General features: G+C 45.9%; 19 protein-coding genes and 4 pseudogenes. 8 read left to right on the forward strand and 15 right to left on the reverse strand.

From position 1 onward, the window contains the following. Window positions 1–471: 471 nt before the first annotated feature. A complete protein-coding gene (gene arfB / locus H6F52_RS18370) occupies window positions 472–888 on the forward strand; it encodes an alternative ribosome rescue aminoacyl-tRNA hydrolase ArfB (protein ID WP_190412468.1) in 417 nt (138 codons plus the stop codon). A gap of 14 nt (window positions 889–902) precedes the next feature. Here the strand turns inward: arfB and H6F52_RS18375 are convergent, their stop codons facing one another. Next, window positions 903–1,496 carry a TetR/AcrR family transcriptional regulator gene (locus H6F52_RS18375; protein WP_190536343.1) on the reverse strand — a complete coding sequence of 198 codons (594 nt, stop codon included), beginning with the start codon at window positions 1,494–1,496 and terminating at the stop codon, window positions 903–905. A gap of 5 nt (window positions 1,497–1,501) precedes the next feature. Next, window positions 1,502–2,251: an alpha/beta hydrolase gene (locus tag H6F52_RS18380; RefSeq protein WP_190536344.1), complete on the reverse strand. Its 750-nt coding sequence runs from the start codon at window positions 2,249–2,251 to the stop codon at window positions 1,502–1,504. A 122-nt stretch (window positions 2,252–2,373) separates the two neighbouring features. Between H6F52_RS18380 and H6F52_RS26495 the strand changes: the two are divergent. The 3 genes and pseudogenes from H6F52_RS26495 to H6F52_RS26185 all read left to right on the forward strand — a co-directional run. After that, window positions 2,374–2,639, forward strand: a pseudogene (locus tag H6F52_RS26495) (aminoacyl-tRNA hydrolase); the annotation flags it as partial. A 23-nt stretch (window positions 2,640–2,662) separates the two neighbouring features. After that, window positions 2,663–3,397, forward strand: a complete 735-nt coding sequence (locus H6F52_RS18385; protein ID WP_190536345.1) for a class I SAM-dependent methyltransferase — start codon at window positions 2,663–2,665, stop codon at window positions 3,395–3,397. 3 nt (window positions 3,398–3,400) lie between these two features. After that, window positions 3,401–3,535 (forward strand): hypothetical protein, encoded by a 135-nt coding sequence (locus tag H6F52_RS26185; RefSeq protein WP_277881972.1) that lies wholly within the window; start codon window positions 3,401–3,403, stop codon window positions 3,533–3,535. Between the two features lie 324 nt (window positions 3,536–3,859). On the opposite strand, the gene H6F52_RS18390 is transcribed toward H6F52_RS26185, so the two are convergent. From H6F52_RS18390 to H6F52_RS18400, 3 genes and pseudogenes are all read right to left on the reverse strand, one after another. Further along, complete coding sequence (locus H6F52_RS18390; RefSeq protein WP_190428211.1) at window positions 3,860–4,714, reverse strand: thermonuclease family protein; 855 nt, start codon at window positions 4,712–4,714, stop codon at window positions 3,860–3,862. A 469-nt stretch (window positions 4,715–5,183) separates the two neighbouring features. Then, window positions 5,184–6,029, reverse strand: coding sequence for an aldo/keto reductase (locus H6F52_RS18395; protein WP_347276230.1), 846 nt, complete (start codon window positions 6,027–6,029; stop codon window positions 5,184–5,186). Window positions 6,030–6,277: 248 nt separating this feature from the next. Then, window positions 6,278–6,574 (reverse strand): annotated as a pseudogene (locus H6F52_RS18400) (Uma2 family endonuclease); the annotation flags it as partial. A 259-nt stretch (window positions 6,575–6,833) separates the two neighbouring features. Here H6F52_RS18400 and H6F52_RS25835 point away from each other — a divergent pair. Next, on the forward strand, window positions 6,834–7,388 hold the full coding sequence (locus tag H6F52_RS25835) for a hypothetical protein (RefSeq protein ID WP_242033992.1): 555 nt from the start codon (window positions 6,834–6,836) through the stop codon (window positions 7,386–7,388). Between the two features lie 213 nt (window positions 7,389–7,601). Here the strand turns inward: H6F52_RS25835 and H6F52_RS18410 are convergent. Further along, window positions 7,602–7,907: pseudogene (locus tag H6F52_RS18410) on the reverse strand (Uma2 family endonuclease); the annotation flags it as partial. 172 nt (window positions 7,908–8,079) lie between these two features. Then, window positions 8,080–11,625, reverse strand: coding sequence for a class I SAM-dependent DNA methyltransferase (locus H6F52_RS18415; RefSeq protein WP_199300631.1), 3,546 nt, complete (start codon window positions 11,623–11,625; stop codon window positions 8,080–8,082). A 308-nt stretch (window positions 11,626–11,933) separates the two neighbouring features. Here H6F52_RS18415 and H6F52_RS18420 point away from each other — a divergent pair, with 308 nt between their 5' ends. Then, window positions 11,934–12,518 carry an alpha-ketoglutarate-dependent dioxygenase AlkB gene (locus H6F52_RS18420; RefSeq protein WP_190536346.1) on the forward strand — a complete coding sequence of 195 codons (585 nt, stop codon included), beginning with the start codon at window positions 11,934–11,936 and terminating at the stop codon, window positions 12,516–12,518. Window positions 12,519–12,724: 206 nt separating this feature from the next. On the opposite strand, the gene H6F52_RS18425 is transcribed toward H6F52_RS18420, so the two are convergent. After that, window positions 12,725–13,918, reverse strand: coding sequence for a GUN4 domain-containing protein (locus H6F52_RS18425; protein WP_190536347.1), 1,194 nt, complete (start codon window positions 13,916–13,918; stop codon window positions 12,725–12,727). A gap of 72 nt (window positions 13,919–13,990) precedes the next feature. On the opposite strand from H6F52_RS18425, the gene H6F52_RS18430 reads away from it, so the two are divergent. Further along, window positions 13,991–14,128 (forward strand): hypothetical protein, encoded by a 138-nt coding sequence (locus tag H6F52_RS18430; RefSeq protein WP_190536348.1) that lies wholly within the window; start codon window positions 13,991–13,993, stop codon window positions 14,126–14,128. Between the two features lie 100 nt (window positions 14,129–14,228). Further along, window positions 14,229–14,528 (forward strand): hypothetical protein, encoded by a 300-nt coding sequence (locus H6F52_RS18435; protein ID WP_190536349.1) that lies wholly within the window; start codon window positions 14,229–14,231, stop codon window positions 14,526–14,528. Between the two features lie 597 nt (window positions 14,529–15,125). On the opposite strand, the gene H6F52_RS18440 is transcribed toward H6F52_RS18435, so the two are convergent. The 7 genes and pseudogenes from H6F52_RS18440 to H6F52_RS18470 all read right to left on the reverse strand — a co-directional run bounded on the left by H6F52_RS18440 (window position 15,126) and on the right by H6F52_RS18470 (window position 23,165). Continuing rightward, window positions 15,126–15,536: an ester cyclase gene (locus H6F52_RS18440; protein WP_190536350.1), complete on the reverse strand. Its 411-nt coding sequence runs from the start codon at window positions 15,534–15,536 to the stop codon at window positions 15,126–15,128. A gap of 156 nt (window positions 15,537–15,692) precedes the next feature. After that, entirely contained in the window at window positions 15,693–16,319 is a 627-nt protein-coding gene (locus H6F52_RS26190; RefSeq protein WP_190536351.1) for a TnsD family Tn7-like transposition protein, read from the reverse strand. Window positions 16,320–16,339: 20 nt separating this feature from the next. Then, on the reverse strand, window positions 16,340–17,668 hold the full coding sequence (locus H6F52_RS18450; protein ID WP_190536352.1) for a TnsD family Tn7-like transposition protein: 1,329 nt from the start codon (window positions 17,666–17,668) through the stop codon (window positions 16,340–16,342). A gap of 2 nt (window positions 17,669–17,670) precedes the next feature. Further along, window positions 17,671–18,975, reverse strand: a pseudogene (locus tag H6F52_RS18455) (TnsD family Tn7-like transposition protein); the annotation flags it as partial. 12 nt (window positions 18,976–18,987) lie between these two features. Continuing rightward, on the reverse strand, window positions 18,988–19,686 hold the full coding sequence (locus H6F52_RS18460; RefSeq protein WP_190536353.1) for a TniQ family protein: 699 nt from the start codon (window positions 19,684–19,686) through the stop codon (window positions 18,988–18,990). After that, complete coding sequence (locus tag H6F52_RS18465; protein WP_190536354.1) at window positions 19,686–21,290, reverse strand: ATP-binding protein; 1,605 nt, start codon at window positions 21,288–21,290, stop codon at window positions 19,686–19,688. Before H6F52_RS18465 ends, H6F52_RS18460 begins: the two co-directional genes overlap by 1 nt. A gap of 3 nt (window positions 21,291–21,293) precedes the next feature. Then, window positions 21,294–23,165, reverse strand: coding sequence for a Mu transposase C-terminal domain-containing protein (locus H6F52_RS18470; RefSeq protein WP_190536355.1), 1,872 nt, complete (start codon window positions 23,163–23,165; stop codon window positions 21,294–21,296). Window positions 23,166–23,302: the final 137 nt, after the last annotated feature.

Genomic DNA, 23,302 nt, shown 5'->3' on the forward strand with positions numbered 1-23,302 from the left:
GTATTTCATTAGTTTTACTTATGAATTACCCGGGGTGAGCGTAGAAGACAGGTGAGCGAGCGCATAATTTCAGACCTCATATTACCCCAGCGACGACTTTTGCAAGAGGTCTATTAGTTGCTCGCGGACTGCTTTTGTCCAAGCACGAGCATTCGTATTCCAACTTAAATGCAAGCGGTATTCCAAATCAGATTGGGACATAAAAGCCTCCAGTTGTGCAAATTATACGTGCAGCGATCGCCAGTAGCACGAACACTATGAAAGCACTCAAGTGGTGTCGAGGAACCAGTTGCAGCACAAAGCTAACGTTTCTAGGCGTAGTGAAAGAAAAACTCCGTGTTTGATATATTGCAGCTACAGAGGGAGCTAGAGGCGTGGCTACTACTTTATGCTGGAATCAGCACCAATAGAGCGAAACGGGGCAACAGTTTCCGTGCAATGCTGCACTGTCTATAATCAAGCGAATCAATCATGCTGCAAATTTCTAACACCGTAAGTATTCCAGAGCATGAGATTGAGATGAGTGCGGTGCGATCGCAAGGGGCAGGGGGACAAAATGTAAATAAGGTGGCAACTGCCATTCACCTGCGCTTTGACATCATCGCTTCCTCACTACCGGAACGCTACAAAGAGCGGCTGTTGAAGCTTTCCGACCAACGCATCACTAAAGAAGGTGTCATTGTCATCAAAGCACAGGAACACCGCAGCCAAGAGCAAAATCGAGAAGAAGCATTGCAACGATTGCAAGACTTGATCAAGAGTGCGATCGCAGTCGTCAAACCACGCAAAAGGAGCAAACCAACTCGGAGTTCTCAAAGAAAGCGTCTGGATAGCAAAACTAAGCGAAGTCAGATTAAAACGATGCGTGGAAAGGTTACGGATGAATGAGATGGTGCGAACACTCAGTCTTCCTCCCCACAAAACTCCGCAATCACCTGTGCCTTGACCGCATCTAACGGATAGGTGTTGGGATAAGTTGAAAACATCAGCATAATGCCCTGAAGCGTCGAGGAAAAATAGAGTGATCGCTGGCGTGGGTTAGCAACTCCCAATTCGGTGAACATCTGCGTCTGGATTTCAAACTGCTTTGCCTGCTCATCCATCAACTTCTGGCTATATTTCGCCACAATCGGGTCGAGCCGGGGTTGCGTAAACAGATTGAGATAAAATCGGAAAACCTCCGGTTGCCGTCGCACATCGTCTAACGCACCCTCGGCAATATGGCGAATTTGCTCAACAGGCGTTGACTTTGCAACAGCAGCATTCATGACTACCAGCAGATCGTTGAGCCGCACATCGACCATTGCTGCCAAAACGTCTTCTTTACCCTTGAAGTAGTGGTAAAGCAGTCCCTTAGAAATCTGCGCTTGTTTGGCGATATCTTCAATCGACGTGGCGTGATAGCCTTTCGTGAAGAACAAATCCATCGCCGTTTTCAAGATTTGCTCCCGCGTTGCCTGACGGATGCGCTCGTTTTCTGCTGGGGTACGCGGCATAGGTTCTACTCACTGAGAAATTGAACGATCCGACTCGAAACCTCATCAGCATGAGTGAATGTAGGCATATGATCGGCTCCTTCAATGTAGGCAAAGTGAATGTCGGGTACCTGTTGAAATAATTCGGCAACCTTGAAAAGGTCAGGCATATCCTTTTTGCCGATGATAAACAGCGTTTTGGTTTGAAGCTCACTTAAGCGATCGATTGTCGGTGGCTGTGGCCAGAGCATTTCATAGGTTTTCCATTCAAAAGACCGTTTCATGTTGTGCGTCGTCATCTCAATTATGCGATCGCGCTGTGGACTGGACATCACGACGCTGTACACAGGATGGTTCAACAACACCTCAACCATTTTTTCCAAATCTGGAGCTACCACATTGATTTGCGCGTACCATTGTTGAACATCGGGTGAGAACTGGAAGCCCGATAATCCCGGAGCCACAAGTACCAGCCTGGTTACTCTATGAGGATAAGCCAGGGCAAAATCGGTCGCAATTTGACCGCCGATCGAATGTCCAACTAGAATCACGCGATCGAGATTGAGATGGTCAAGCAACTGCCGCAAATCCTCAACATAGTGGGCAGGTTCGAGCAGTGGGGGTGACTGTCCGGCACCGCGTCCGTCAAAAGTGATGACCTGATAAGTCTGGGCTAGTTGCGGGGCAATCAACTCCCAATCTCGCAAATCTGCCATTGCGTTATGAATCAGCACAACCGCCTCACCCTTACCTTGAACTTCGTAATGCAAATCCATGTCTGTCTCCTTTCAGGTTTGTAGGACAGTCACAATGAACGTTTCAGCCTGATTTTCCAGCAACAGCCTGGGCTGATAGGATCGATTGTTTCATCTCTAGAATAATTTATGACTGAACAATCAGTCAATACAAAAAGCGGCTATTGAAGCTTTCCGACCAGCGCATTACCAAAGAAGGGGTGATTGTCATCAAGGCTCAAGAACACCGTAGCTAGGAGCAGAATCGGGAAGAGGCGTTGCAACGATTGCAAGACTTGATTAAAAGTGCGATCTGCGCTTCGCTATCGCGTTACCCAAACCCCGTAAACCCAGCAAACCGACTCGTAGTTTTCAAAGAAAGCGTCTGGATAGCAAAACTAAGCGAAGTCAGATTAAGAAGTCAGATTAAGACGATGCGAGGAAAAGTTACGGATGAGTGAGTGGTACAGAAAAGACCTTGCTTATATTCACGATGTCGGCTTCAGGAGTTACGTTCTGCAAGCAATGCCAGAAATTCTGGCAATTCTCAAACAGCATGGCATTCAGGATGGACTGATTGTAGATTTGGGGTGTGGTAGTGGTCTGTCAGATGAGGAGTTGGTTAGGGCAGGATACCAAGTCTTGGGAGTTGATATCTCAGCTGACATGATTGAAATTGCCCGTTGTCGAGTTCCTCTAGCTAAATTTCAGGTAGGCTCGTTGTTCAAGGTCGAAATTCCTGACTGTAATGCGGTGATTTCGATTAGTGAATGTTTTAATTACCTGTTTGACCCCGACCACCAAACACTTACCCAGGTGTTCCAACGCATCTATGATGCTCTCGCGCCGGGAGGCGTTTTTATCTTTGATATTGCAGAACCCGGACAGCTGACTTCTGCAACTCCAGTCAAAAGCTTTACTGAAGGCGAAGATTGGATTGTTTTGGTGGAAAAACAGGAAGATTCACAGCACATCCTGACTCGGCGAATCATTACCTTTCGGCAAGTAGGAAACGATTATCGTCGAGATGACGAGGTTCATCGCCAGCAACTATATGCAGCAGAAGAAATTGCCACGATGTTGCAACAAGTGGGCTACCAAGTCGAAATTCAGCGTTGTTATGGTCAGTTTGCTTTACCCAATGCCCATGCTGCATTGATTGCCAGAAAGCCTATGAGCAACCTTTGACTCTTGGCGATTGTTCCGACAGCCATCAAGACTTTAAGCGATCGCAACTTAAGACGATGCGAGGAAACGTTACGGATGAATGAGATCGCTTGCCACTTAACTATCCTGCCTGACCAAATCATCTATGCCACAATCTAACCCACATCGGCGTTGCTGAAAAGTAATGATTTTTCCACGAAGGAATCTGCTTGTGAAATAGCTATAGCATTACCAAATCAGCAACGCCCCCACATCTTTTGTGCAATCTGCGTCTGTCCAACGTGGACAGTAGCGGTTTTGAGAAGCGGCACGACAAACAAGTCCCTAGGGGAGGCTGGCGAAAATAATGCAGCAGTTGTTCGTGGGGGAGCAAGGGAGCAGGGGAGCGGGAAAGAAAACTGCCTTTGAAGTCACTCAGTAACTGCTGCAAAACTTCTGCCAGCCTCCCCTAGTGTTCTGCTATGGACTTTTGTAAGAAGATGCTTACGAAAAGATAGAGGAAGTAGTAATACTTGCAGCAATCCGCTCTAAGCGCACATCAGACTCAAACATCATCTCCTCAGGTTTGTAGAGCATTTTAATCTTATTCCCCTCAGCTTCTAGTGCTGTGGAAAACTTGATTGCTCGTCCATCAGGAATGGTAACAAGCCGATCTTTTCCCCTGGATAACTCTCTAATAAACTCCCCAATTCCTTTTTCGCGATTAGACCGACGTTGATAAAACGATTCAAGTCGCCGCCAAAGTTTAGGAAAGATAGGTGGTAATTTTGAGAGATCGGGAGGTACATCAACTTGGAAACCCTCTGTCGAGCGATCGGCTGACCAAATTCTTCTATTTGCTGCTCGCGCCTCCTCTGTTGCACCCACCATCTCATCGCGCAACTCTTTATAGAGGGTTTCATAGAACATAGGATAGACATGCCCTTCTCGGAGAAGCTTGTAGTTGACGCTTTCACGCAACAAGTCGGCTTTTAGTTCATACCCTCTTCCAGCATTGTCCCAATCAGGTGGATTGCCGGTAAAGACGAAGCAAACAGGTCGTCCATTCCCATCGGCATGGCTAGAAAGGATATATCCTGGCAATCCGGACTTTTTGCCCCCAAGTAACTCAATATTACGTTCGGTAGCGTCTGAGGAAAATGGTTTAATCGCCGCTTTCTCAAGAGCATCTATGCCTTCGTACCGAAGCTGCACTTGACCACCGCTCTTGAATTCGATTCGCCCCTCTAACTTGTCAAACAATACATCATCATCATTGTTTGCCTTAAACCGAACTGAATCTCCATCGGGAACCCCACTAGTTGGGTCAAAAGTACCTTGAATAAGCACAAACGGCATAATTTAGTCCTTGTTGTTAAAGAGTTCAGTAGATCAACTACAGCCTATAGGGGGTGCAATCAGGATAGATGAAAAATAGAGCTACCAAACCTTGAACCTTATTAGGGAGATTTGAGCAAAATCATTTCTTCTATAGGTCTGAAGAAGTGGTTTTGCGCGAGAGGAGCGATCAGCGACAATAGAAATCTCAACTCAAGAAAGCCGCTACTGCCTCTAGAACCCCAAATGGACACCATCAAGTACCTCCTGTCGGACGACCAAATGCCCACTGCCTGGTATAAAATTCAGACGGATTGCTCATTTGAGGCACTATCCAACGTAAGATAAATTCAGTTGAGTACCTATTCTTGAGGTTAGGTAAACTCGATTACCGGAGTTAACGCGATCGCGAGTAGGAGGCAGTTTGCCCAGCCTATTGCTGCCCCCCAACCAGCCGAGTGAGGCAATTAACCCCTGGAGAAGTAAGTCGTTAAAGCATTTGTAGAGGAACAGGTTTAGTGGGTGGTGGGAAGGCAGCATCCAAGGTAGCCAATTCATCAGCACTCAATTTCAAATTCAGGGCAGCATAATTCTGCTCTACATGGTCAATCCGGCTGGATTTGGGAATCACAATCACATTCTCTTGATGCAACAGCCAGGCGATCGCTACTTGAGCCGCAGTGACTCCTTGTTCTTGAGCGATCGCCTTGAGTGTTTGATGGTTCAGCAAACGCCCTTGCTCAATTGGAGAATACGCCATGATAGGGATACTTTGTTGCCGACACCAGGGCAGTAAATTCCACTCAATTCCCCGTCGCATCAGGTTGTAGAGGACTTGATTGGTAGCAATTCCTTTCCCATCCTTCAACCCAATGGCTTCTTCCATATCCTTGACATCAAAATTACTCACCCCATAGCGGCGAATTTTGCCGGATTGTTGAAGCGTCGCCAATGCTTCCAATGTCTCTACCAGTGGCACAGAACCGCGCCAGTGCAGCAGGTAAAGGTCAAGATAGTCAGTTTTCAACCGCTGGAGACTGCGTTCGCAAGCAGCAATTGTCCCTCGCTTTGAGGCGTTATGCGGGTAGACCTTGCTGACGAGAAAGACTTCCGCCCGACGAGAAGCGATCGCTTGGGCGATTACTTCTTCTGCACCGCCTTCGCCATACATTTCGGCAGTGTCGATCAGAGTTAGACCCAGATCGAGTCCGTGGCGTAAGGCATCTATTTCGCTTTGGCAATTCCTGGCATTTTCCCCCATCTGCCAGGTGCCCATGCCAAGAACCGGAATTAATTGTCCAGAAGGTAGTTTAAGAGTTCGCACGGCAGTTTCTATCCATTCAAGCTATTGCCCTTGAGTGCTTTTTTGGCTGAGGCATGGGCATGGCATCAATTGTAGAGAAAAGCGCTGTTGTGGGAAACGCAATGAGCTTGTAGTTCTGCTTGCACTTGCTCTCATCGCAATGCGGCGATCGCCTTCTCTATCAACTGCTGACAGCCTTCTAGTTGAGTCACATCAGTGGGAATTGCGATCGCTGTTATAGTGAAATACCGAAGATCAGAGCCGCGATCGCCTTTGACCAGCTATTTCTGGAGTGCCTGTTGAAAGGTCTTGATGGCATCAACGTGATTCACCATATTGATGCAACGTAACAACAAATCCAGATCGATCCCTTTCATTTCCTTACTACTGGAAATTTTTTCGTAGTCCAGAGTGTTGCCCTCTCCCCGCAGGTGATAAATCTCTAGCACTCCGTCTTCCCAGAACCACACTTCAGGAATCTTCAGGCGCTTGTATACCTCTAGTTTGTTAATGCCGCCACTGGTAAACACCACTTCGATCGCCAGATCGGGACGCACTCGACCAGGGGTAAGTTTATAGAACCCATTTGACATCTCAACAAAAGACTTTCAGCCTCTTGTTGAGATGTCAAATGGGTTCTATAGGCATGGCAAAGCTTATCTCTGTACTACCCTCTTGTGCTGGGATGCTGTTTAGGTGATCGCTTCCTGACCCCTTGAAAATGACCTACAAGCATTTGACCTTGGTGTTCCTGCCTACCCCTTCCCGTGGCTCTCGTAGGTTGCTAGAACAGAATCCGGAAACTTCTCAACGTCTCCCCTCTATCAGGTTTCTGCGATGCGATCTCTTATAGCAGCAACGCTTGCGCGATCGCTTTCAGCCTCTACTCATCCCTACTCAATCTTCCAATTAGGCGTTAAACCCGAAGTAACTTGGCTATACATTTGCAAGACCGATGCAGAAATACGTCCTGAGAGTTTTGCGATCGCCCATAGCGCTCTTGTAAAATCATTTTCAATTGTTGAGAATTCACCCAGGAAAAAGTTTATGGCAGATATGTCCGGTCAAGACCCCTCGGAAATCATAATGGCAACGGTTGATGAAGAACGAAAAGGCACAACTTTCAGCGGTCAGGTCATCCTTGGTATACATCCTGAGGGTGGGCAAGTCGTTTTATTTAGCGACTTTTTAATTGAAGATTATAAAGGCGAACTTACCGCTTATCTGGCAACAGATGGCGATATAACGAAAAGCATTGATTTAGGCGAACTCGATCATAAAAACCCCAGTTTTTGGCTGCCAATTCCGCCGGGAACGGATACATCACCCTACAATACAGTCGTGTTGAGCGACAAAAAAAGCAAGAAAAAAATCCTGACGATCAATCTATAAAATTTGTAACTTAGCTCGTAGTTCAGCCAAATTCGATTTCCCTCTTGTATAGAACCCATTTGAGATCTATTCCTGAAACTAAAAGCCTTGCAGCTAGCTGGTTTTATCCCTGTTCTTGCAAAAAACAGTCGAGTTTAAGCAGGCTCTATCATTGATCGCAAAGTAACGGCTTACTTCAAAGCCAAGCACCCCAGCAAAAGATGTCAAATGGGTTCTATAGGATTCATCCGCCTCTCGCTTGACGGCTCCAGCTTCACTTTCTAGGATCATGGAGCCAGTTGGGGTGAAGTCAAACCCTGCTATAAGCAGGTAAAGCTCCACCAATGCACCGATCCTCTTCTTAACTGTTTCGTGGGGTTCCCCTGGCATCCGTCGAATCTCCAGTACTCCATCCAGGAAGGAAAGCCGATATCCTGGACGGTCTAACAATTGCTCGACTGCTTTGAACTCTCTCCAGGTCAATCCCTCAAACAGGAGGGGTTCTTCCTTTTGGGGTATTGCTATCGTTGCCGTGGTCATAAGAGTCTCTGGTCTGTTTCCTTTCTTAGGAGTGATGGGGTTTGGATGGCGATCGCTTTAACGTAACTTCTTTTATGGTATGGGGCTAGAAGGCATATAACCGATTATTTGCCCTCTGCGATCGCTACTTCTTCCTCAGTCAATCGATAAGGGGTAATGGTTTTGCTAATTTCTAGCTTGCCTTTTGCAACTCTGCCAGATACCAGCGAACGACTTCGTCGCGCGAAGCGCTATCGCTTCCTTCTTCTTCATGCTTGGCAAAAATTCCCAATGCTTCCAGGCTTTCGAGACAGGTGAGAATAGTGTGTTTTTGTCGAGATGCGCCTTTGAATTGAGCTGCAATTTGCTCGACTGTCCATTCGCCGCCTTGAGTGCGGAGCAAATCGCGCACCGCAGCGAGTTGATCTTTGAAGGCTTTGGGAAATTTTTGTTGTTCAACGGGGGCGCTCGCAGTTTCCTCTTGAACTTCAGCGATACCTTCAATTACTTGCTGAATATGTACTTCACCGGGAGCCTGATATTCTGGACGCAACCAGCGAATCAACCCATTGCGTTCTTCTTCAGCGCGTTCTGCGTTTAAGGCGACCAATCGTTCCAAAATAATCTCATCCAAGTTCTGCATTGCTCCCCCCTCAATTCCCTCTTGAACAACGGAAGAAGCCGAACCATCCGCATTCTCCCCTCTTTTTAAGGAGGGTTGGGGGGGATCTAACAAATCGCTCCAGCCATACGCCTCAAACACTGCTAAATCCAACTCATCATGGATTTGCTTTAGCGTGGAAACCAGCGCTTTGTTGTTAAAATCCCGGTCTTTTTCGGTAAGTTCGACCCCTGCGCGGATTTTTTCCAGCAGGTTATACATAGCGGTGATGGTGACATCGGGATGCTGTGCCTGAACACGCTTGCGGTGGGCATCGAGACGTTCGCCCAGTTCGCGGATTTTTTGTTTGAGTTCGAGTGTGGGTTCTGGGAAGGGGAAGGGGTCGAAGCAACGAGTTTTGTTGTAACGCGGATCGTTGCCAAAACCTAACCTTCCGCCTGCTGCAAGTGCCCAAGTGACATGAATTTTGCTAGAGAGAACTCCTAAGAAATAAGCATCATCAAGAGCAATCGCAATCAACATATTGTCTGGAACAACATCATGAGCCAAAAATACAAACACACGATGCTTGGCAGTTTCAACTGTTGTAATGTAGCTGCTTAAACCCTTCAAAGCAGGTCTAAAGTTGGTGCGAGGCTCCCCAAAAATCCACCATTTCTCACGGTATATTGCACGATTGTTCTGATCTCTTTCCGGCTTAACTCTTTCACGTACCCACTGATAGACTTTAGGATATCTTTCAAAAACTTCTTTCTCGCTTAGACCATAAAGATCGATTACTAATGAATTTCTTGTAGATTGAAGCAAATCACGTCCATTTAGATAGGGATAAATCACTTCAGGCTCTAGATTGATTGCCTCTTTTTGCGTCACACAAAAACCCATTCCATGAAGCTTCATACCTGGGCAACATATACTAGCGTTACTTTTCAATGAAATAGTACTCGCAATGTTTGCTCCAGCCTTAAGATTACTAAAAATACTTCCTACATTCTTTACTATGACTTCAACTTGTTCCGCCGAATCTTCTGGTGTTTCTGCATCCACTTCTTGGACGACCTTTCCAAGCTGTGCAACTTGAATAATATTTGATGAATCCGCTTGTCCTACAGTCATTGCAATTCTGACCGCTGCGCCTTCATTTGTCCAGGGATGATCCGCGATCGCAAATATCAAGCGAATCGGATTCTTTTGATTTTGATGGAACTCAATAACTTTTCTTTGGCGAACTTGATGAATGCTATTTGTTGTGATGAAGCCGAACCGAGTAATGTAGTTGGCTCTGGCTAGTTCTGCTGCTTTGTGCCACCAGTACATCACATAATCACCTGTTTCAGGCACATCTGGATATATCTGGCGCAACACTTCTGTGTATCCATCGCCCAAGCGATCGCGCATCCGATAATTACCAATAAATGGAGGATTACTTACCACATAATCCGCCTCCTGCCACTCAGCAGGACGTTGATTAATATACCGATAAATCGGAATCCGATCGCTCGGATCAGGCACCATAACCCCCGTTACCTGATGTTTCATCATCCGTCCACCCCAGCGCGTCCTCACCTTCCCCGTCTTCGGGTCAATATCCTCTTCCTTACCGTCATATGCCAACACCGCATCCCGGCATTCAATATTTTTGTACTCGCGCAACACAGGCTCTACGGGAGGAATGTTGCCAAACTGCCTGAAGTGCCACTGCAAATAACCAATCCAGATGACTAAATCGGCAATAGCTGCCGCACGGGGGTTAATCTCAATCCCCAAAAACTGCGATGGGTTCACCTGGTCAATATCCAACCGTAACTGTGCCTGTCCCGTCACATCTTCCAGACGACGCAACACCTCCGACTCCAGTTGCTTGATCAAATCCAGCGTCACATACAAGAAATTCCCCGACCCACAAGCCGGATCGAGAATTCGCACCTGGCGTAACTCTGTCAGAAACCCTTCCAATGCTGCAACGGCTTTCTTCGTCTGGGCAGCACTCGGCTCTTTTTCCACATCCCCCAAAATTTGCTTCACTTCCCCCTGCACCAGATCCCACTGTTCCCGCAAAGGTTCCATTACCACCGGACGCACCAACCGCTCCACATACGATCTAGGGGTATAGTGCGCCCCCAGCTTGCTGCGTTCCTTTGAATCCAATGCCCGTTCCAGCAACGTCCCAAAAATCGCAGGCTCCACATCCTTCCATTCCCGCTTCGCTGCCGTTAGCAACACCCGAAGCTGATCCTCCGTCAACTCAAACGCCCTTGCCTCGGCAAATAATCCCCCATTAAACTTCAACAACCTGCGATAAAAGCCAAAGCTTGTTCCATCATTCATTGCCTGCCAGAGGGCTTCTACCTCCGGCTTAAAACTCTTGGGATTGGGCAACCATCGCGTCTCCAACGCATCCGTAAATAAATGCTCTTTCAATAGCCCCACATCTTCAGCAAACATGGTGAAGATGCAGCGCATGAGGAAATGGGCAACCTCTTCCGGTTCATGCAGACCTTCTAATCGCTTTGATAATTCCGCCAGGTCTGCCGCTACCTCTCGCGTCACCTTCGCCGCAATCTTTTCCGGGTTGCGCTTTTGCGGATCGGTAAAGATGTCAACGAACAAATCAAAAATCTCTGGCTTTCGCAAAGCAGTTAGTGCAATATCCTGACGCGCCCCATATCCCCCATATTCACCGCTGAACCCCATCCATAGCTCAAAGTGATCGCCAATATCACAGGTCAACAGAAATGGAGGTTTACTGGATAAATTGCGGGTATAGGCGATCGCCTGCACAAATGCTGCTTCCATTGCCTCCAGATAGGTATTCGTGCCGCGTCTTTTTCCTTTGCCAGAGTATTCACTGCCCTGCTTCGCCTCAATTAAAAAGTGATCCGCTTTGTAGAAGTCAATATAACCCGGTGTTTTCTTGCCACTGGGATGATAAATCGTGATGTCTTTTTCAAAACAGTACGGATCGCCTGGCACACTACCCTTCACATCCGGACGCTTCACTCCCAGCGCATCACAGAGTTCCGAAAAGAACATTTGATAGTTAGCACGTTCATTGCCACTAGAATTTTGCCAACGGGTAATAAACTGCTCAATTCGGGCTGCATCGGATGGAGTCATGAGTGGCTTGTTTTGGAGGTCAGGGAAATTGGGGGGACAGAATCCTATCAGGCGATTGTGAAGTCATCCCCTCATGCTTAGTATTCCCACTTACACCCCCAACCTACAAACTCTCAACTTGGCTGTCGAGGTTTTATGAGAAAATCCACCCTCAAACCCTCACCTTCCGACCTCTGAACTCGAAACTTCGACCTTGCCCAAGTTTTGCTTACAGGAGGAGGAAGTAGCGAAGGCTCTGGCAGGATTACCTGTTGTCGGTTAGGGTTCTGGAAAGCTGATTTCTTGCCGCCCTCAGTTGTGTTTGTCTTATGCTCAGTATCCCTCTGCAACTGCCTGACGCAGATATCATCTTCTACCCGTCTCTGCTGGATGGGCAGGAAAGCGATCGCTTGCTCACACAACTGACTGAAACAATCGACTGGCGACAAGACTGGATTAGCATCTACGGGCGCTCAATGCCTCAACCCAGACTGACGGCTTGGTATGCCAATCCCGGTGTATCCTACACTTACTCTGGCATCACGATGCACCCCTCTCCCTGGACACGCACGCTACATGACCTCAAGGCAAAGGCTGAAGCCGTTTCTGGTGTGGTGTTCAACAGCGTGTTGCTCAATCTCTACCGAGATGGCAACGACAGTATGGGCTGGCACAGCGATGATGAACCGGAACTAGGACACAATCCAGTCATTGGTTCTCTGAGTTTGGGAGGAACGCGGCGGTTCATACTGCGGCACCGAGCCGAGAAAGGCTTAAAGCATCAACTTGAGTTAACTTCTGGTAGTTTTCTACTGATGCAAGGGACAACGCAGCACTACTGGCAGCATCAAATTCCTAAGACTAAACGTCCGGTTCCTCCCCGGATTAATTTGACCTTTCGAGTAATTGGCTGATCAACAAACATAAGCCTCACTGATTCACTTGGATAGGTTGATGCTGAGTTTCAGTTGTTGTGGGAAACGCCATGAGCTTGTAGTTCTGCTGGCAGAGGAAGGGGCGATCAGTAAGCTGAAACGGCGATAGCGTAGCGTACAACCTTTTGGGCATGAAAACAGCGAAGCGAGGCGTTAGCCTCGCGCTGACTTGTCACTTCGGCTCACTAGCGAACTTGACACTGATTGAGCTTTGTAAACAAAGCAGGCACGTAGTCGTAATAGCGATCGCTAGCAAGATAAATGGCATCCGTGGTACAACTGCCACAACCGGGTTCGCTGAGCATGTCACTCAGTAAGTTTGAGGAAATTCCTGCCCAGGGAAACTGTCCGATTGGTGCGGTAGCAGTAGAATTCAGTTCTGAATCCAACCGCCATTTGGTTCCAGCTAACACTACCCCAAAAGGATTCTTTTCCGGCAATGGTTGGGATCTATACCATCCCACTGCCTGACCGAACTTCTCAACTCGTGCTTTCGGATTTTTCGTCTGGGAGGCAGTTTGCTGCCAGATGCGCTTTTGAGCGCTGTACCCAAAGCGTCCCTTACTGGCTTGCGACCAGAGGGTATCTATGGTACGAAAGTCTTCGCAGGGAAGACTATTGAGCAGAGTTTTGCTGCCGTAGAGTAAGTCTGCACCCTGTCCTTGGAGTTTCTGCAATCGCTGGAAGATGGCGCGAGTCTCCACATCCGCACCCCGCCAGTCACCGGCGGCTAAAAGGCTTTTGAGGCGGCTGTAGTTGATGCGCCATTTATTAGGAGAAGTGCTAGCGATCGCATCGAAAGTAAAGCTTTTAACGATGTCCTGATATACCTGCCGGATGGAATCGTTCTTTTGCAGGTAAGCGCCTTGTAGCCGAAATACATAGCGACCATCGGCGCTGCTTAACAGCACGTTATCAGACTCGTAGAGTCCAGTCGAAGTGTAAGCGATCGCTTTCTGTCCAGCAACGGTGAGGGGACGATCGTCATTTTGGCTGAGTTCGCCTTTCCAACTGGTTAGGGGCAACCGCTTGGAGTTGTCGTAAACAGTGATGCTGACGATCGGAGGAGTTTCAGGTAAATTTTCCCGGTTCAAAAAATCTTTCTGCTGCCAGACTTCTAGGACTTCCAGCGGGGGACTTGGCTTCGTTGATTGAGTCGTTTCCGTAGGCGTGATGACATAGCCACGCGGGGAAACGAAGCGAAACCCAAAGCGATCGCTCAGGTAAAAGACATCCCGACTTTGGACGGTTGAGGAGTTGGCAGCAGGTTTGGCAGCAATTGCTACAGGTGCGGGAGATTGAGTGGAGGATGTTGGAAGATTGGTGCTACAGCCAATAGCCAGAAATGTCAGTAGTCCAACTGCAATAGAGCGCTTCATATCGCTAGCTTAAGTATTCTTTAATCTTGATGTCGTCTCCAGTCTGGCAAGTTTGCGATTGAATCGGTTGCTTTGTTTCAGTTTGAGATACAAAAGCGATCGCTCTATTGGTTCGCGAAAGGCGATCGATATGGCAATTACAGCGATCAGGCTGATATCTGCGTGCAGCAAAAGCTAACCTATGCGAGCGATCTATTTGTGCTGGGTTGAGATCGCACTTGATACATGAGAGGTATGTTAATTAAGAAAGAGTAAGCCCTGAGCGAATCAGGGTTTATATAAAAAACATGAGAAATTTGAAGTTATCAAAATGAGTAATTTTCCCACAAGTGTTCCTGTTCCGATTGGGACAGGGGATGTCAGCATCAATGGAAACATCGCAACATTCCAGACTCCGTATGGTATAGTCAAATTTGATACGAACCAGAATCCTGTCCGAGTTCTTGACAAAGAGATGCGTCAGAGTCTTATGGAAAGTACAGATGGTGAATGGTTTATTGAAACGATTTCTGGCGGAATCAGCCTTCTAGTAGTGAGATTATTCCATCAGGTCTATCTGATGAAGTTACCACCTACTCATGAATTGATTCCAAGCAATCAAGGCAAGTAGAGGCAGGTTTGTCTAACACCTCACTGCACCGGACAGCTAGGTAATACATCAAATTGCCCGATAGCGACCCGCCTCAAAATCAGCGATCGCTTCAATAGCTAAATCTTCTAACAAGTCATTAGCAATGTCTTTCTCTAACTGCTCGGAAGTTTCTGAAATTCATCAGGCGGAAGCTTAAGAATGGCAGCTTCAATTTGCTCAACAGTCATAATCGCCATGCGTGGTTAGTGACTACATTTTAATATGCGCGTAGATGCGTTTGCGGAGCGTTGCCGAAGGCTCGAAGCTTGTCGTCAGACATCGCTTTCCTTGTTCGCAAAAAGCGATCGCTATGACACTTACACATGAGTTTTGAGAATAAGTGATCGCAGTGATACCTACGCGCAGCGTTGTTTTACCCATCAGTTCAAAGCAGTGTCTTACCGGCAACCTTGCCCTAACTTAAGCCTAAACACAAATAGATAACCTTCATAGTGCCATAGTGCTGTGTGCCCTAGTGCTGTCCGCACCGATAAACTAAGAAGACTCACGGCAAAGTTAAGCCGCTTTCGCTGCCGACACTCGGCTGAGCTTCGTTATGGTGCAACACTTACAAGCCTATGAGACTGGTAAACCAATTTGCGTGAACCAAGTGTACTTGTCTATGTAGCCACGCTGGAAACGAATTTTGCCATCAATGACCTGAAAGAAGCCACACCCGCGTAGTGTAAAACTCTTGCCGGTTGGTGGGTTGTCGCCAAGCTCACCCAAGAATGTACCGCCACCGCTCCACTCAACGATCGCCCACTCACCATCCTCGAAGATATTTTCAGGATGCGTGTAGTTGTCTGGAAAGGCATTGAAGAAGGCGATGAAACTCTCAAGCAGTACCTCGCGCCCTTGAAGTGGGTCACCAAAAGCAACCTGATGGTTGATGGCATCATCGTGATAAAGCTCGATGAGTGCGTAAGGATCGCGAGCGTTATAGGCCGCAACCCAGTCGTGTAGAACTTCTTTGGGCGATTTCATATCGCTAATCATACCAAAGACAATTGTACACAAACAATAGAGTTCTTAAGTGGTGACGCTTGAATCTCTGACTCTGTCGTTCCATATTTAACAATAAAGTTCTTTAGTGAAACCCCTTACTCTTTTGCCCATGCTGGGAGACAAACAATAAAGTTCTTAACTGTCACATAGCAAATTGATTATATTGACTGGATCTAACGGGTCTAAAGATTTCAATGCAACTGTGATTGCCTCTTTCACCTGCGGGGCTTCTGCCAAGTCAGGTCTGATGCCAGCTTGACGCAATAATTGCCACCGTTTTGGATACACGTTCTCTTCTCGGAAACACTCGCTAGCCCATTGAATCCGGCGAATTGCAAATTCTTCGCGAGTTTCAGCCAACTCTTCTAAAGCCTTTGTTGTACACGGCAGCTTGTCTTTTTGCGGCTGTATCAATCTGAGTTGACCCAAATCGCTAGCAATTGCTGTTTTCGTTACTTTCGTGGGGCGTTGTGGAAAGCTTTGAAGACGCTGGGCTGATTGCCTTGCCGCTGCTGCAAACTTAATATCACGGTGGTTCCAGTCCACTTGAGGAGAAAACTTAACTCTTCTCTTACGCGGTGGTAGATGAGCTTGAAGCCATTGTTGATCATAGATGTACAGCCAAGAATAGATGCGCTGAAACATCCGCTCTAGTGTAGTCCGTCCTATATGAGGATTTTCTTTAACTGCTTCTAGCCATGCCATTCGATAGCTTTCTAACTTGCTTGGTTGAGTTACCTGACCGTTTTGAGTATCACGCAATAATTCTCCATTGATTTTCGCTACTCTAACGGTTGGTCCTGGTCGAGGAAAAGAAAGCCCTGTCGGAGTGCTTGACGTTTAACAGTTTGGTAATCAACCCTTAACAACTTGGCAATTTCATCGACACTAACTGTTGGATTCTCCCAAAAATTCTTTAAAGTCTTTTCCCATAGTTGTCCGTAAGACTTTACTTTGCCAATCCGAAATCGGTCTTCTGGTGAAGAATCAAGGCTCAGCCGGGAGTAAGTAAAACCACAGGTACAGCTAAAAGTACCTGTGATTCGACTGTGTTGCTTGTCGTAAGTAACTTGACATTCCTTTATCGATAGCTGTTGGAACTGTTGACAAACTGGATTGAGGCAGGGCCAGGGTTTCGATCCGAAGGGCTGGAAAGGGTCAGGAGGAGAGTCAGGAAGTTGGAAAAATTCCTCGGCTGTATATCCCAGAAACTGGATTAGCAGTAGATGGTAAAGAGGATGTCGTGCCTGTCTAGGTGAGCGCACCAGACGAAATAACCAATTATTTTTGTCTTGCTCGTTGGGGACGCACTGTAACCGTTCTAATAAATCATAGAAGTAATAACTTTTAAATGCCTCCAGCAAGGCACTAACACGAACTTTTCCCCCTCGACTTGCTAGGTTACGCTCAGTTAGTAACCAGAGGTAGCGATCGCGTATGGATTCAAGACCTGGAACTAACTCGCGTTGTTTCAATAGCCAAGCCACATCTTGAGCAATCCTCAAAAGAACGTTGTGGCAAGGGTCAGATGGATTTAGTAGGCGTGAGGATGTTTTCTCTATCGCTTGGTTGGCAGAGATTAGCTCGTAACGACTTCTTTTAGCCTGTGCCCGTACCTTGCTGTTTTCTAAAAAGACGTCATGGATTGGGCAAACTTCTACACCAGGCACTTGGTGGAGGCGGTGCCAATAGCGACCACCGTCAAATTGCTTCTGATCCTCCTCGGTACATACAGGACACAACCGTAACCATTCTGGTAAACAAATGCAGCTACCTATAATCCCAGAGCGCATCTGAGCCAGAAGCCCGTTCTTACCTTCCATATCTTGCCGCAAACAACTGACTCGATCTGATGGGAGGAATGGGCTGTAAAAGGGTAATAATGTATGGTTATCAATTAGCTGCTTAACTGCGTAACCATGCCCTCTGGGTAAGGCGGCTATTAAAATATTCAGGTGAGAAGGCAAGTCAACTAGGGCAGAGGCTGTTACACTTCCAAACAAGTCTTGAACCACTGACTTATTACTTGGATACTGAACTTGGTCAGCGTATCGGGCACAGATGCTGTAAAACAGTTCGTCAGGATAAGGTTCGGGGAAGAAAACAATCATCCTCACACTTTATGTAAAGTTCTAGAATCATTGACTGATGATTTTTCCGCATTACTAACAGCATCTATTGAAGCTAAAGATTCTAGAGCTGCATCAATTGCTTCTTTGACCTGTTGTGCTGCTAGAGGCCGTGATTGTGAACACATCTTAGCTCGGCGCAGCAACTGCCACTGCGTTGGACATATATTCTCTTCCAGGAAGCCTTTTGCGGCCCATTCAATTTTACGAACAGCAAATTCTTCGTGTGTTTCAACCATTTCAGCTAAAACTTTTGCTGTTAACGGAAGCCTATCAAGCTGAGTTCGCAATGGACGGTATTTACCTGTGTCTCTACCAATCTGTGCCACCGTTACACGTACAGGGGATGCAAGATTGCTTCTAATATATACTGCCGCAGCCTTTACTTCTGCCGCCAGTTCAATGTCACGTTTTTCCCAATCCACTTCTGATGACGGCAACTTTTTTCCTTTTTTACTTATAGGAGGTGGCAGATGAGTTTCTAACCAATCAGGACAATTCCTCCGAAGCCAATGATAAGTATATGAGCATATTTCTATGAGTTTTGATCGTGATAATAAGGGATGCTGTTGCCTAACTTCTAGGAAATTCTTTTGATGATTCTCCAAAAGATTGAGTTTTTTCGTTTCAGGATTTGAATTTGAACGATAATAAAGAAGATTAGGAGTTAATTGGGTCGATTTTTCAGAACCAACTCTTGGAAATGTTAGTTCCAGCAAAGCTGCTTGACGTTTAATCGTAATCACGTGAACCCCAAGCCGCTTTGCTATTTGCTTGAGACTAATTGCCTCATCATCCCATAACCTCATCAAAGTCAACTCCCAAAGCGACCCATAAATTCTCGTATATGGTAACTTCCGAAATTGCTCTTCAGCACCAGTGTCTGAACTTTTCCGAGAGTAAGTAAAGCCACAGATGCACTGGAATGTACCGACAGGCTCACTACGTTTTTTGTGATAGGGTGTGAGCTGACATTCCTTAATCACTTGCTGTTTGTAGTGTTGACACACCGGATTAAGACAGGGCCAAGGTCCATCTCCAAAAGGTTTCAATTTAGTAGTAGTAGAAAGTTTCAAAACCTCTTCAGCCGTATATCCTAGAAAATTGATTATTAGTAAATGACGAATAGGATGCCTTATCCTGCTCTTTTTATTAAATAAAGCGATAAGCCAATGATTCTTGCTCAGTTCGCTAAACTCACATTGAAGCAGTTTTAAAATTGTAGGAGAGTAGTGGCACTTAAAGGCTTCTATCAGTTCATCTTGTAAAACCCTACCTTGGAATGTAGAAAAACCACGTTCTTACAAATTCTTAACATAAAAATTATGTAAATAATCATTACTTAAAGACAAGTTTTTCTGCTTCAAAAGCCACTCAGCATCACGAGAAATTTTCAAAAGATTTGCCCGATCATAAACTGATAAATTCAATGAAGATGGGTTAGTTTCACTTATTGAGCATTCAGCAGAAATAAAGTTGTATTTGCTACTTCTGTTTCGTTTTAACACTCCGCTGTTTATCACCGCAATTTGATGTATTGGACAAACTTCGACACCTGGCACTTGATGTAAGCGATGCCAGTAGCATTCACCAAATTGTTTTTTATCTTCTTGGACGCATAGAGGACAGAATCGTAGATAAGTAAACATCTGTATATGACCTGCTAAGAGTCCCAAGTGTCCATAACTAAGTTGCTGGTTACTTCCTCTCATCTCCTTCCGAATTAAGCTGATTAGCTCTTGCGGAAAGAACGGACTGTAAAAAGGCAGCAGTGTATGGTTATCAATTAAGCGGTCAACTGTGTAGTAACCTCCTGGTGGTAAACCCGTAACCAAATCATTCAGGTGCCCTGGTAGTTCTACTCTTGCCACAATACGCTTATTCCCAAACAGTTCTTTAACTACAGATTGCTTATCTGGATACTGCATTCGATCGGAGTATCGCGCACAAATGCTGTAGAGCAGTTCATCTGGATAAGGGTCAGGGAAACATGAAATCATTAAGCTATAATCTCCAAAAAGTATTCAGTGATGGGTTGAATGTAACCTGCCTCTAGGAGAGCTTCATAAGCGGTAATGCTACATTGTTTTCCATCTGAAAGAATATTAATCAATCTTTTTTCCCCTTCTGATTTTTTGGGATATTTATTTGAATTCTTTCGAGCCTTACTCGGAGAATCATTGAAAATATTTGTCTGACCTGCTATCGACTCTTGCTTAAAGAAATCAGAGTTTTGCTGTTGGACTTGCTCCGGTTGCTCTATTTTGTGATTAACTAAGCCTTCAATAGGTTCTGAGGAAGGAGTGGGTGAATCATCTACTAATAGTTGCTGCTGCTCTTCTTCTATGAATTCGTCAATATTAATTGGACGGACATCTTCACAGTTTCTAAGCTTCTCTGTGTTTCCTGCTTTCAGGGCATCTAGAACTTCCCTCGCCGTGCGTAAACAATCCTTAGCCACTGACTTGAAGATTCCTACTGTCAGTTTTTCCTTACCTGTCGAAATAGCTCGTGCCTGCGCCAACATGAAAACTTTGATTGCAAGGTCAGTAATTCCTTGACATTCGTAGTAGAGAGCATGACTCAACTCAGGAGTCCATTGACAAGGGTTGCGTATATACTGATATGGCCAAAGTGCATGAGTGAATATGGTCCAGTCTTCATCCTCATTCATTCGATCCCAGATAAAATCTCCCTGCCCCGTACCTCGACGGATTTGACGAAATTCACTCCCTAAAACCGACCAAGCTTTGTAAGTTCCTACTAGAACTACAGGAAGACCGATAGTATTAATCAGCTGAACGAAGAAGTCGAGAATTTTTTCATAACCACCGACATTTAATTTAGTCAATCTTTGGATTTCATCGATCACCAGTACTCCAAGATTGACATTTGAAGCAGCAAGAGCCACGTAGGGCATCAATTCATTGACTGTTTTGCGACCATTGTTAGCATAATTTTGGTAATATGACGTTCCTAAAATGTCATCAACAGCTTGAAAGAAGTTGAGACATAGACCTTTAATTGAGCCATCAGCGGGACATTCCAGAATGAGCCATACTAGCTGCGTGTTAGTATGAATTTGGTTTTGGTAGCGATTGTGATAGATGACTTGGGGATAGAGGTCTAGGATTGCTTGTACAGTTGTAGACTTGCCGACTCCACTGATACCAAAAATTGTAAAACCTGTAGCTGTTGACCGCCGACGCCTGTTACCTGTACTACCGGAGCGTAAAGTCTCTACCTTCTTATTTATATTTTTCCAAAACCCACTACTTACCGGGTTGCGAGCTATATATCCCGAACGCAGCATTCGCGAGAAACGCTGCTCCAAGTCGAGGTGAGGGGAAAGAACGATGAAAAGTTCGAGTACATTTTGAATTAGATGTAAGCGCTGGTGAGCGGGTAAATTACGCTCCTCTTTCAAGAATTCAGGGTAGAATGCCAGCTTTTTAATGATGTCGTCTTCGGTTTTAATTTCAGGTAGCGCTTCAATGAGTGGATTTCCTTCATAGATAGAAATTTCATCATGGTAAGTCGCTTGTTCTTGAGTTCCTCTAAAGACTAAGAGCGGTGGCTTTATCAATTTTTTACTGAATGTCATTGTTCAATCGCCTCTGACGTGTTGACGCAATTTGTCAAAAGGTCGATGAGGCGGTACATACTCCTCATCATCTTTGCCAGGTTGAGCAATGGTTGGCATAGGAATCACTTGCCCTAGTTGGTCGGGAAGCTTGTCTGGTGTTAAATCCCAAGCTTCAGTCTTCCGCTCGTGACTACGTTCTTCGTTACGGTTTTGGCGGATATTCTTGATACGAGACCGCTTGCTTTGACCATCATCAGTCTTTTTCGCCTCCTCAGTTGCCTGATTAAGGATTTTGTTGGCTTGAGCATTATGTTTTGCTTTAGACTGCTGTCTGCGTGTCCTAGAAGCCTGCTTGTTTACCTCTTGCCGTCTGTAGTAGTCTTCTACTTCACGAAAGTCGCAACCTTGGAAGCCTTGATCGACTTCAAGTAAACGGCAAACTTCCATGTCTTTGCCGCTATCAAGACGTATGTAGATGTAGTCAACAAGGCGTGGGTCATAGGCAACAGTAATTTTCCAACTCCCTTTACTTCTTGCCTTAATAAACCACTGTTGACGTATAGCTAATTCACAGGTGTAGTGCAACTTCTTGAAGTAGATACAGCCTTCACGGGTTATGGAAGCTTCTGCTGTTGGGAGGAGGTTCAGACGGATATTTTCAGGTGGTTGCCAATGAAGCGAACCGACTCGATTCTCGGCTCCCCACTGCCAGAGATCGACCGGGTAAGGTTCGAGTTCATCTTGAATCATGAATTCATCCATCGGGTATTTGTTCAAACGTTTTTCACTGTTGTGATCCAGAATGGCAAGAATCATCAACCGCCGAAATTCATACAGAGTCAGAACCCCATCAAGCCGATAGTCTCTTTCTCCTCGTTCAGGAAGTTTTTTGACAGAACCTGGGAGCCAATGAATGGCTTCGTTATTTAACTGATTAAAGCTCTGCTCAACAATACCTTTCATGTCTGCCCGGTAAGGAGGCGTATTATCGACATCTACACCGAGAGAGTCCACCAGGTTATTTGCGTTATATCCTTCAAATTCACCTCGATCTGCCAGGATGGCTTCAGGAAGATGATGGCTAGGCCATTCAGCTTCTGTAATTTCAAAATCAAACTTTTTGCAAAATTCAACCTTATCTGCTGTAGCATTTTCCAGGGCTAACATTGCACCTAGCCAGCTTGCAGGTTCGAGGGTGACGACAAACCCGACAATCACACGGCTGAACACATCGATAACCAGATAAAGTGTGGGTCTACCGATAATCCAGCCTCGGTTTAGCGAACTTACTAGATAAACATCAGCAATCGTTGCGTCGATTTGAAAGAGTGACCCAGGGCCAAAAGCCATCTGAGTTGAGTTTCCCACGATAGTCCGATGACTTAAGTTATATCGACGTTCGCCTTTACGAGTAATGAGTTTGCGAGTGATATCAGAGCTTTTCTCATACCAGTACTGAAACTGCCCCAAGCTAGGTAATTTTTCTGCTGGTGGCAGAATAGGCTCCTTGGCACCATCGGCAAGTTCTCTATATCCGATGGGAAAGAACTTTTCGAGGGTAAGTTGAAAAGCCTTGGTTAGGGGTCTTTTTTGCGGGGTTTCGTAGAATAACCGGATACCTTTACGAAATTTCTTCTCTATCTCGGCATCAACATTAACTCCAAGCTCCTCATTTCTGGCTTGAGCAAGGAAGCTCTTGCGACCTCTTTTGCAACCATCACTTCGCTTCTTCTTACCTTTCTCACCGCACTTATTAAAGTCAGGTATGATGGCATTTTTTGTCTGACCTCGTTGCCAATACCGTCGTAAGTCCTTGCGAATAGTTGGTTCTGTTCTTCCTGTCTGTTTAACCGCCTCTTTAATCAACTGGCTCCGCTTAACAGGATCGAACACCGACTCTTCTTTAGTTACGATTAGCGGGACTTAAACAGATTTCAAGCCCAAATAAAACCCAAAGCAGCTTTATAGGCTGAGAATACATCTCGATTAGCGTTCACCCACTCCATAAAACGGAAAGACATCGCTGTCCG

Source organism: Coleofasciculus sp. FACHB-542 (assembly GCF_014695825.1).
GTDB lineage: Bacteria > Cyanobacteriota > Cyanobacteriia > Cyanobacteriales > FACHB-T130 > FACHB-T130.

Excerpts from the sequence above, each read along its gene's own strand:
- arfB (WP_190412468.1), top strand. The coding sequence starts at position 472 with ATGCTGCAAATTTCTAACACCGTAAGTATTCCAGAGCATGAGATTGAG.
- H6F52_RS18375 (WP_190536343.1), bottom strand. The coding sequence starts at position 1,496 with ATGCCGCGTACCCCAGCAGAAAACGAGCGCATCCGTCAGGCAACGCGG.
- H6F52_RS18380 (WP_190536344.1), bottom strand. The coding sequence starts at position 2,251 with ATGGATTTGCATTACGAAGTTCAAGGTAAGGGTGAGGCGGTTGTGCTG.
- H6F52_RS18385 (WP_190536345.1), top strand. The coding sequence starts at position 2,663 with ATGAGTGAGTGGTACAGAAAAGACCTTGCTTATATTCACGATGTCGGC.
- H6F52_RS18390 (WP_190428211.1), bottom strand. The coding sequence starts at position 4,714 with ATGCCGTTTGTGCTTATTCAAGGTACTTTTGACCCAACTAGTGGGGTT.
- H6F52_RS25835 (WP_242033992.1), top strand. The coding sequence starts at position 6,834 with ATGCGATCTCTTATAGCAGCAACGCTTGCGCGATCGCTTTCAGCCTCT.
- H6F52_RS18415 (WP_199300631.1), bottom strand. The coding sequence starts at position 11,625 with ATGACTCCATCCGATGCAGCCCGAATTGAGCAGTTTATTACCCGTTGG.
- H6F52_RS18420 (WP_190536346.1), top strand. The coding sequence starts at position 11,934 with ATGCTCAGTATCCCTCTGCAACTGCCTGACGCAGATATCATCTTCTAC.
- H6F52_RS18425 (WP_190536347.1), bottom strand. The coding sequence starts at position 13,918 with ATGAAGCGCTCTATTGCAGTTGGACTACTGACATTTCTGGCTATTGGC.
- H6F52_RS18435 (WP_190536349.1), top strand. The coding sequence starts at position 14,229 with ATGAGTAATTTTCCCACAAGTGTTCCTGTTCCGATTGGGACAGGGGAT.
- H6F52_RS18440 (WP_190536350.1), bottom strand. The coding sequence starts at position 15,536 with ATGAAATCGCCCAAAGAAGTTCTACACGACTGGGTTGCGGCCTATAAC.
- H6F52_RS18450 (WP_190536352.1), bottom strand. The coding sequence starts at position 17,668 with ATGATTGTTTTCTTCCCCGAACCTTATCCTGACGAACTGTTTTACAGC.
- H6F52_RS18460 (WP_190536353.1), bottom strand. The coding sequence starts at position 19,686 with ATGATTTCATGTTTCCCTGACCCTTATCCAGATGAACTGCTCTACAGC.
- H6F52_RS18465 (WP_190536354.1), bottom strand. The coding sequence starts at position 21,290 with ATGACATTCAGTAAAAAATTGATAAAGCCACCGCTCTTAGTCTTTAGA.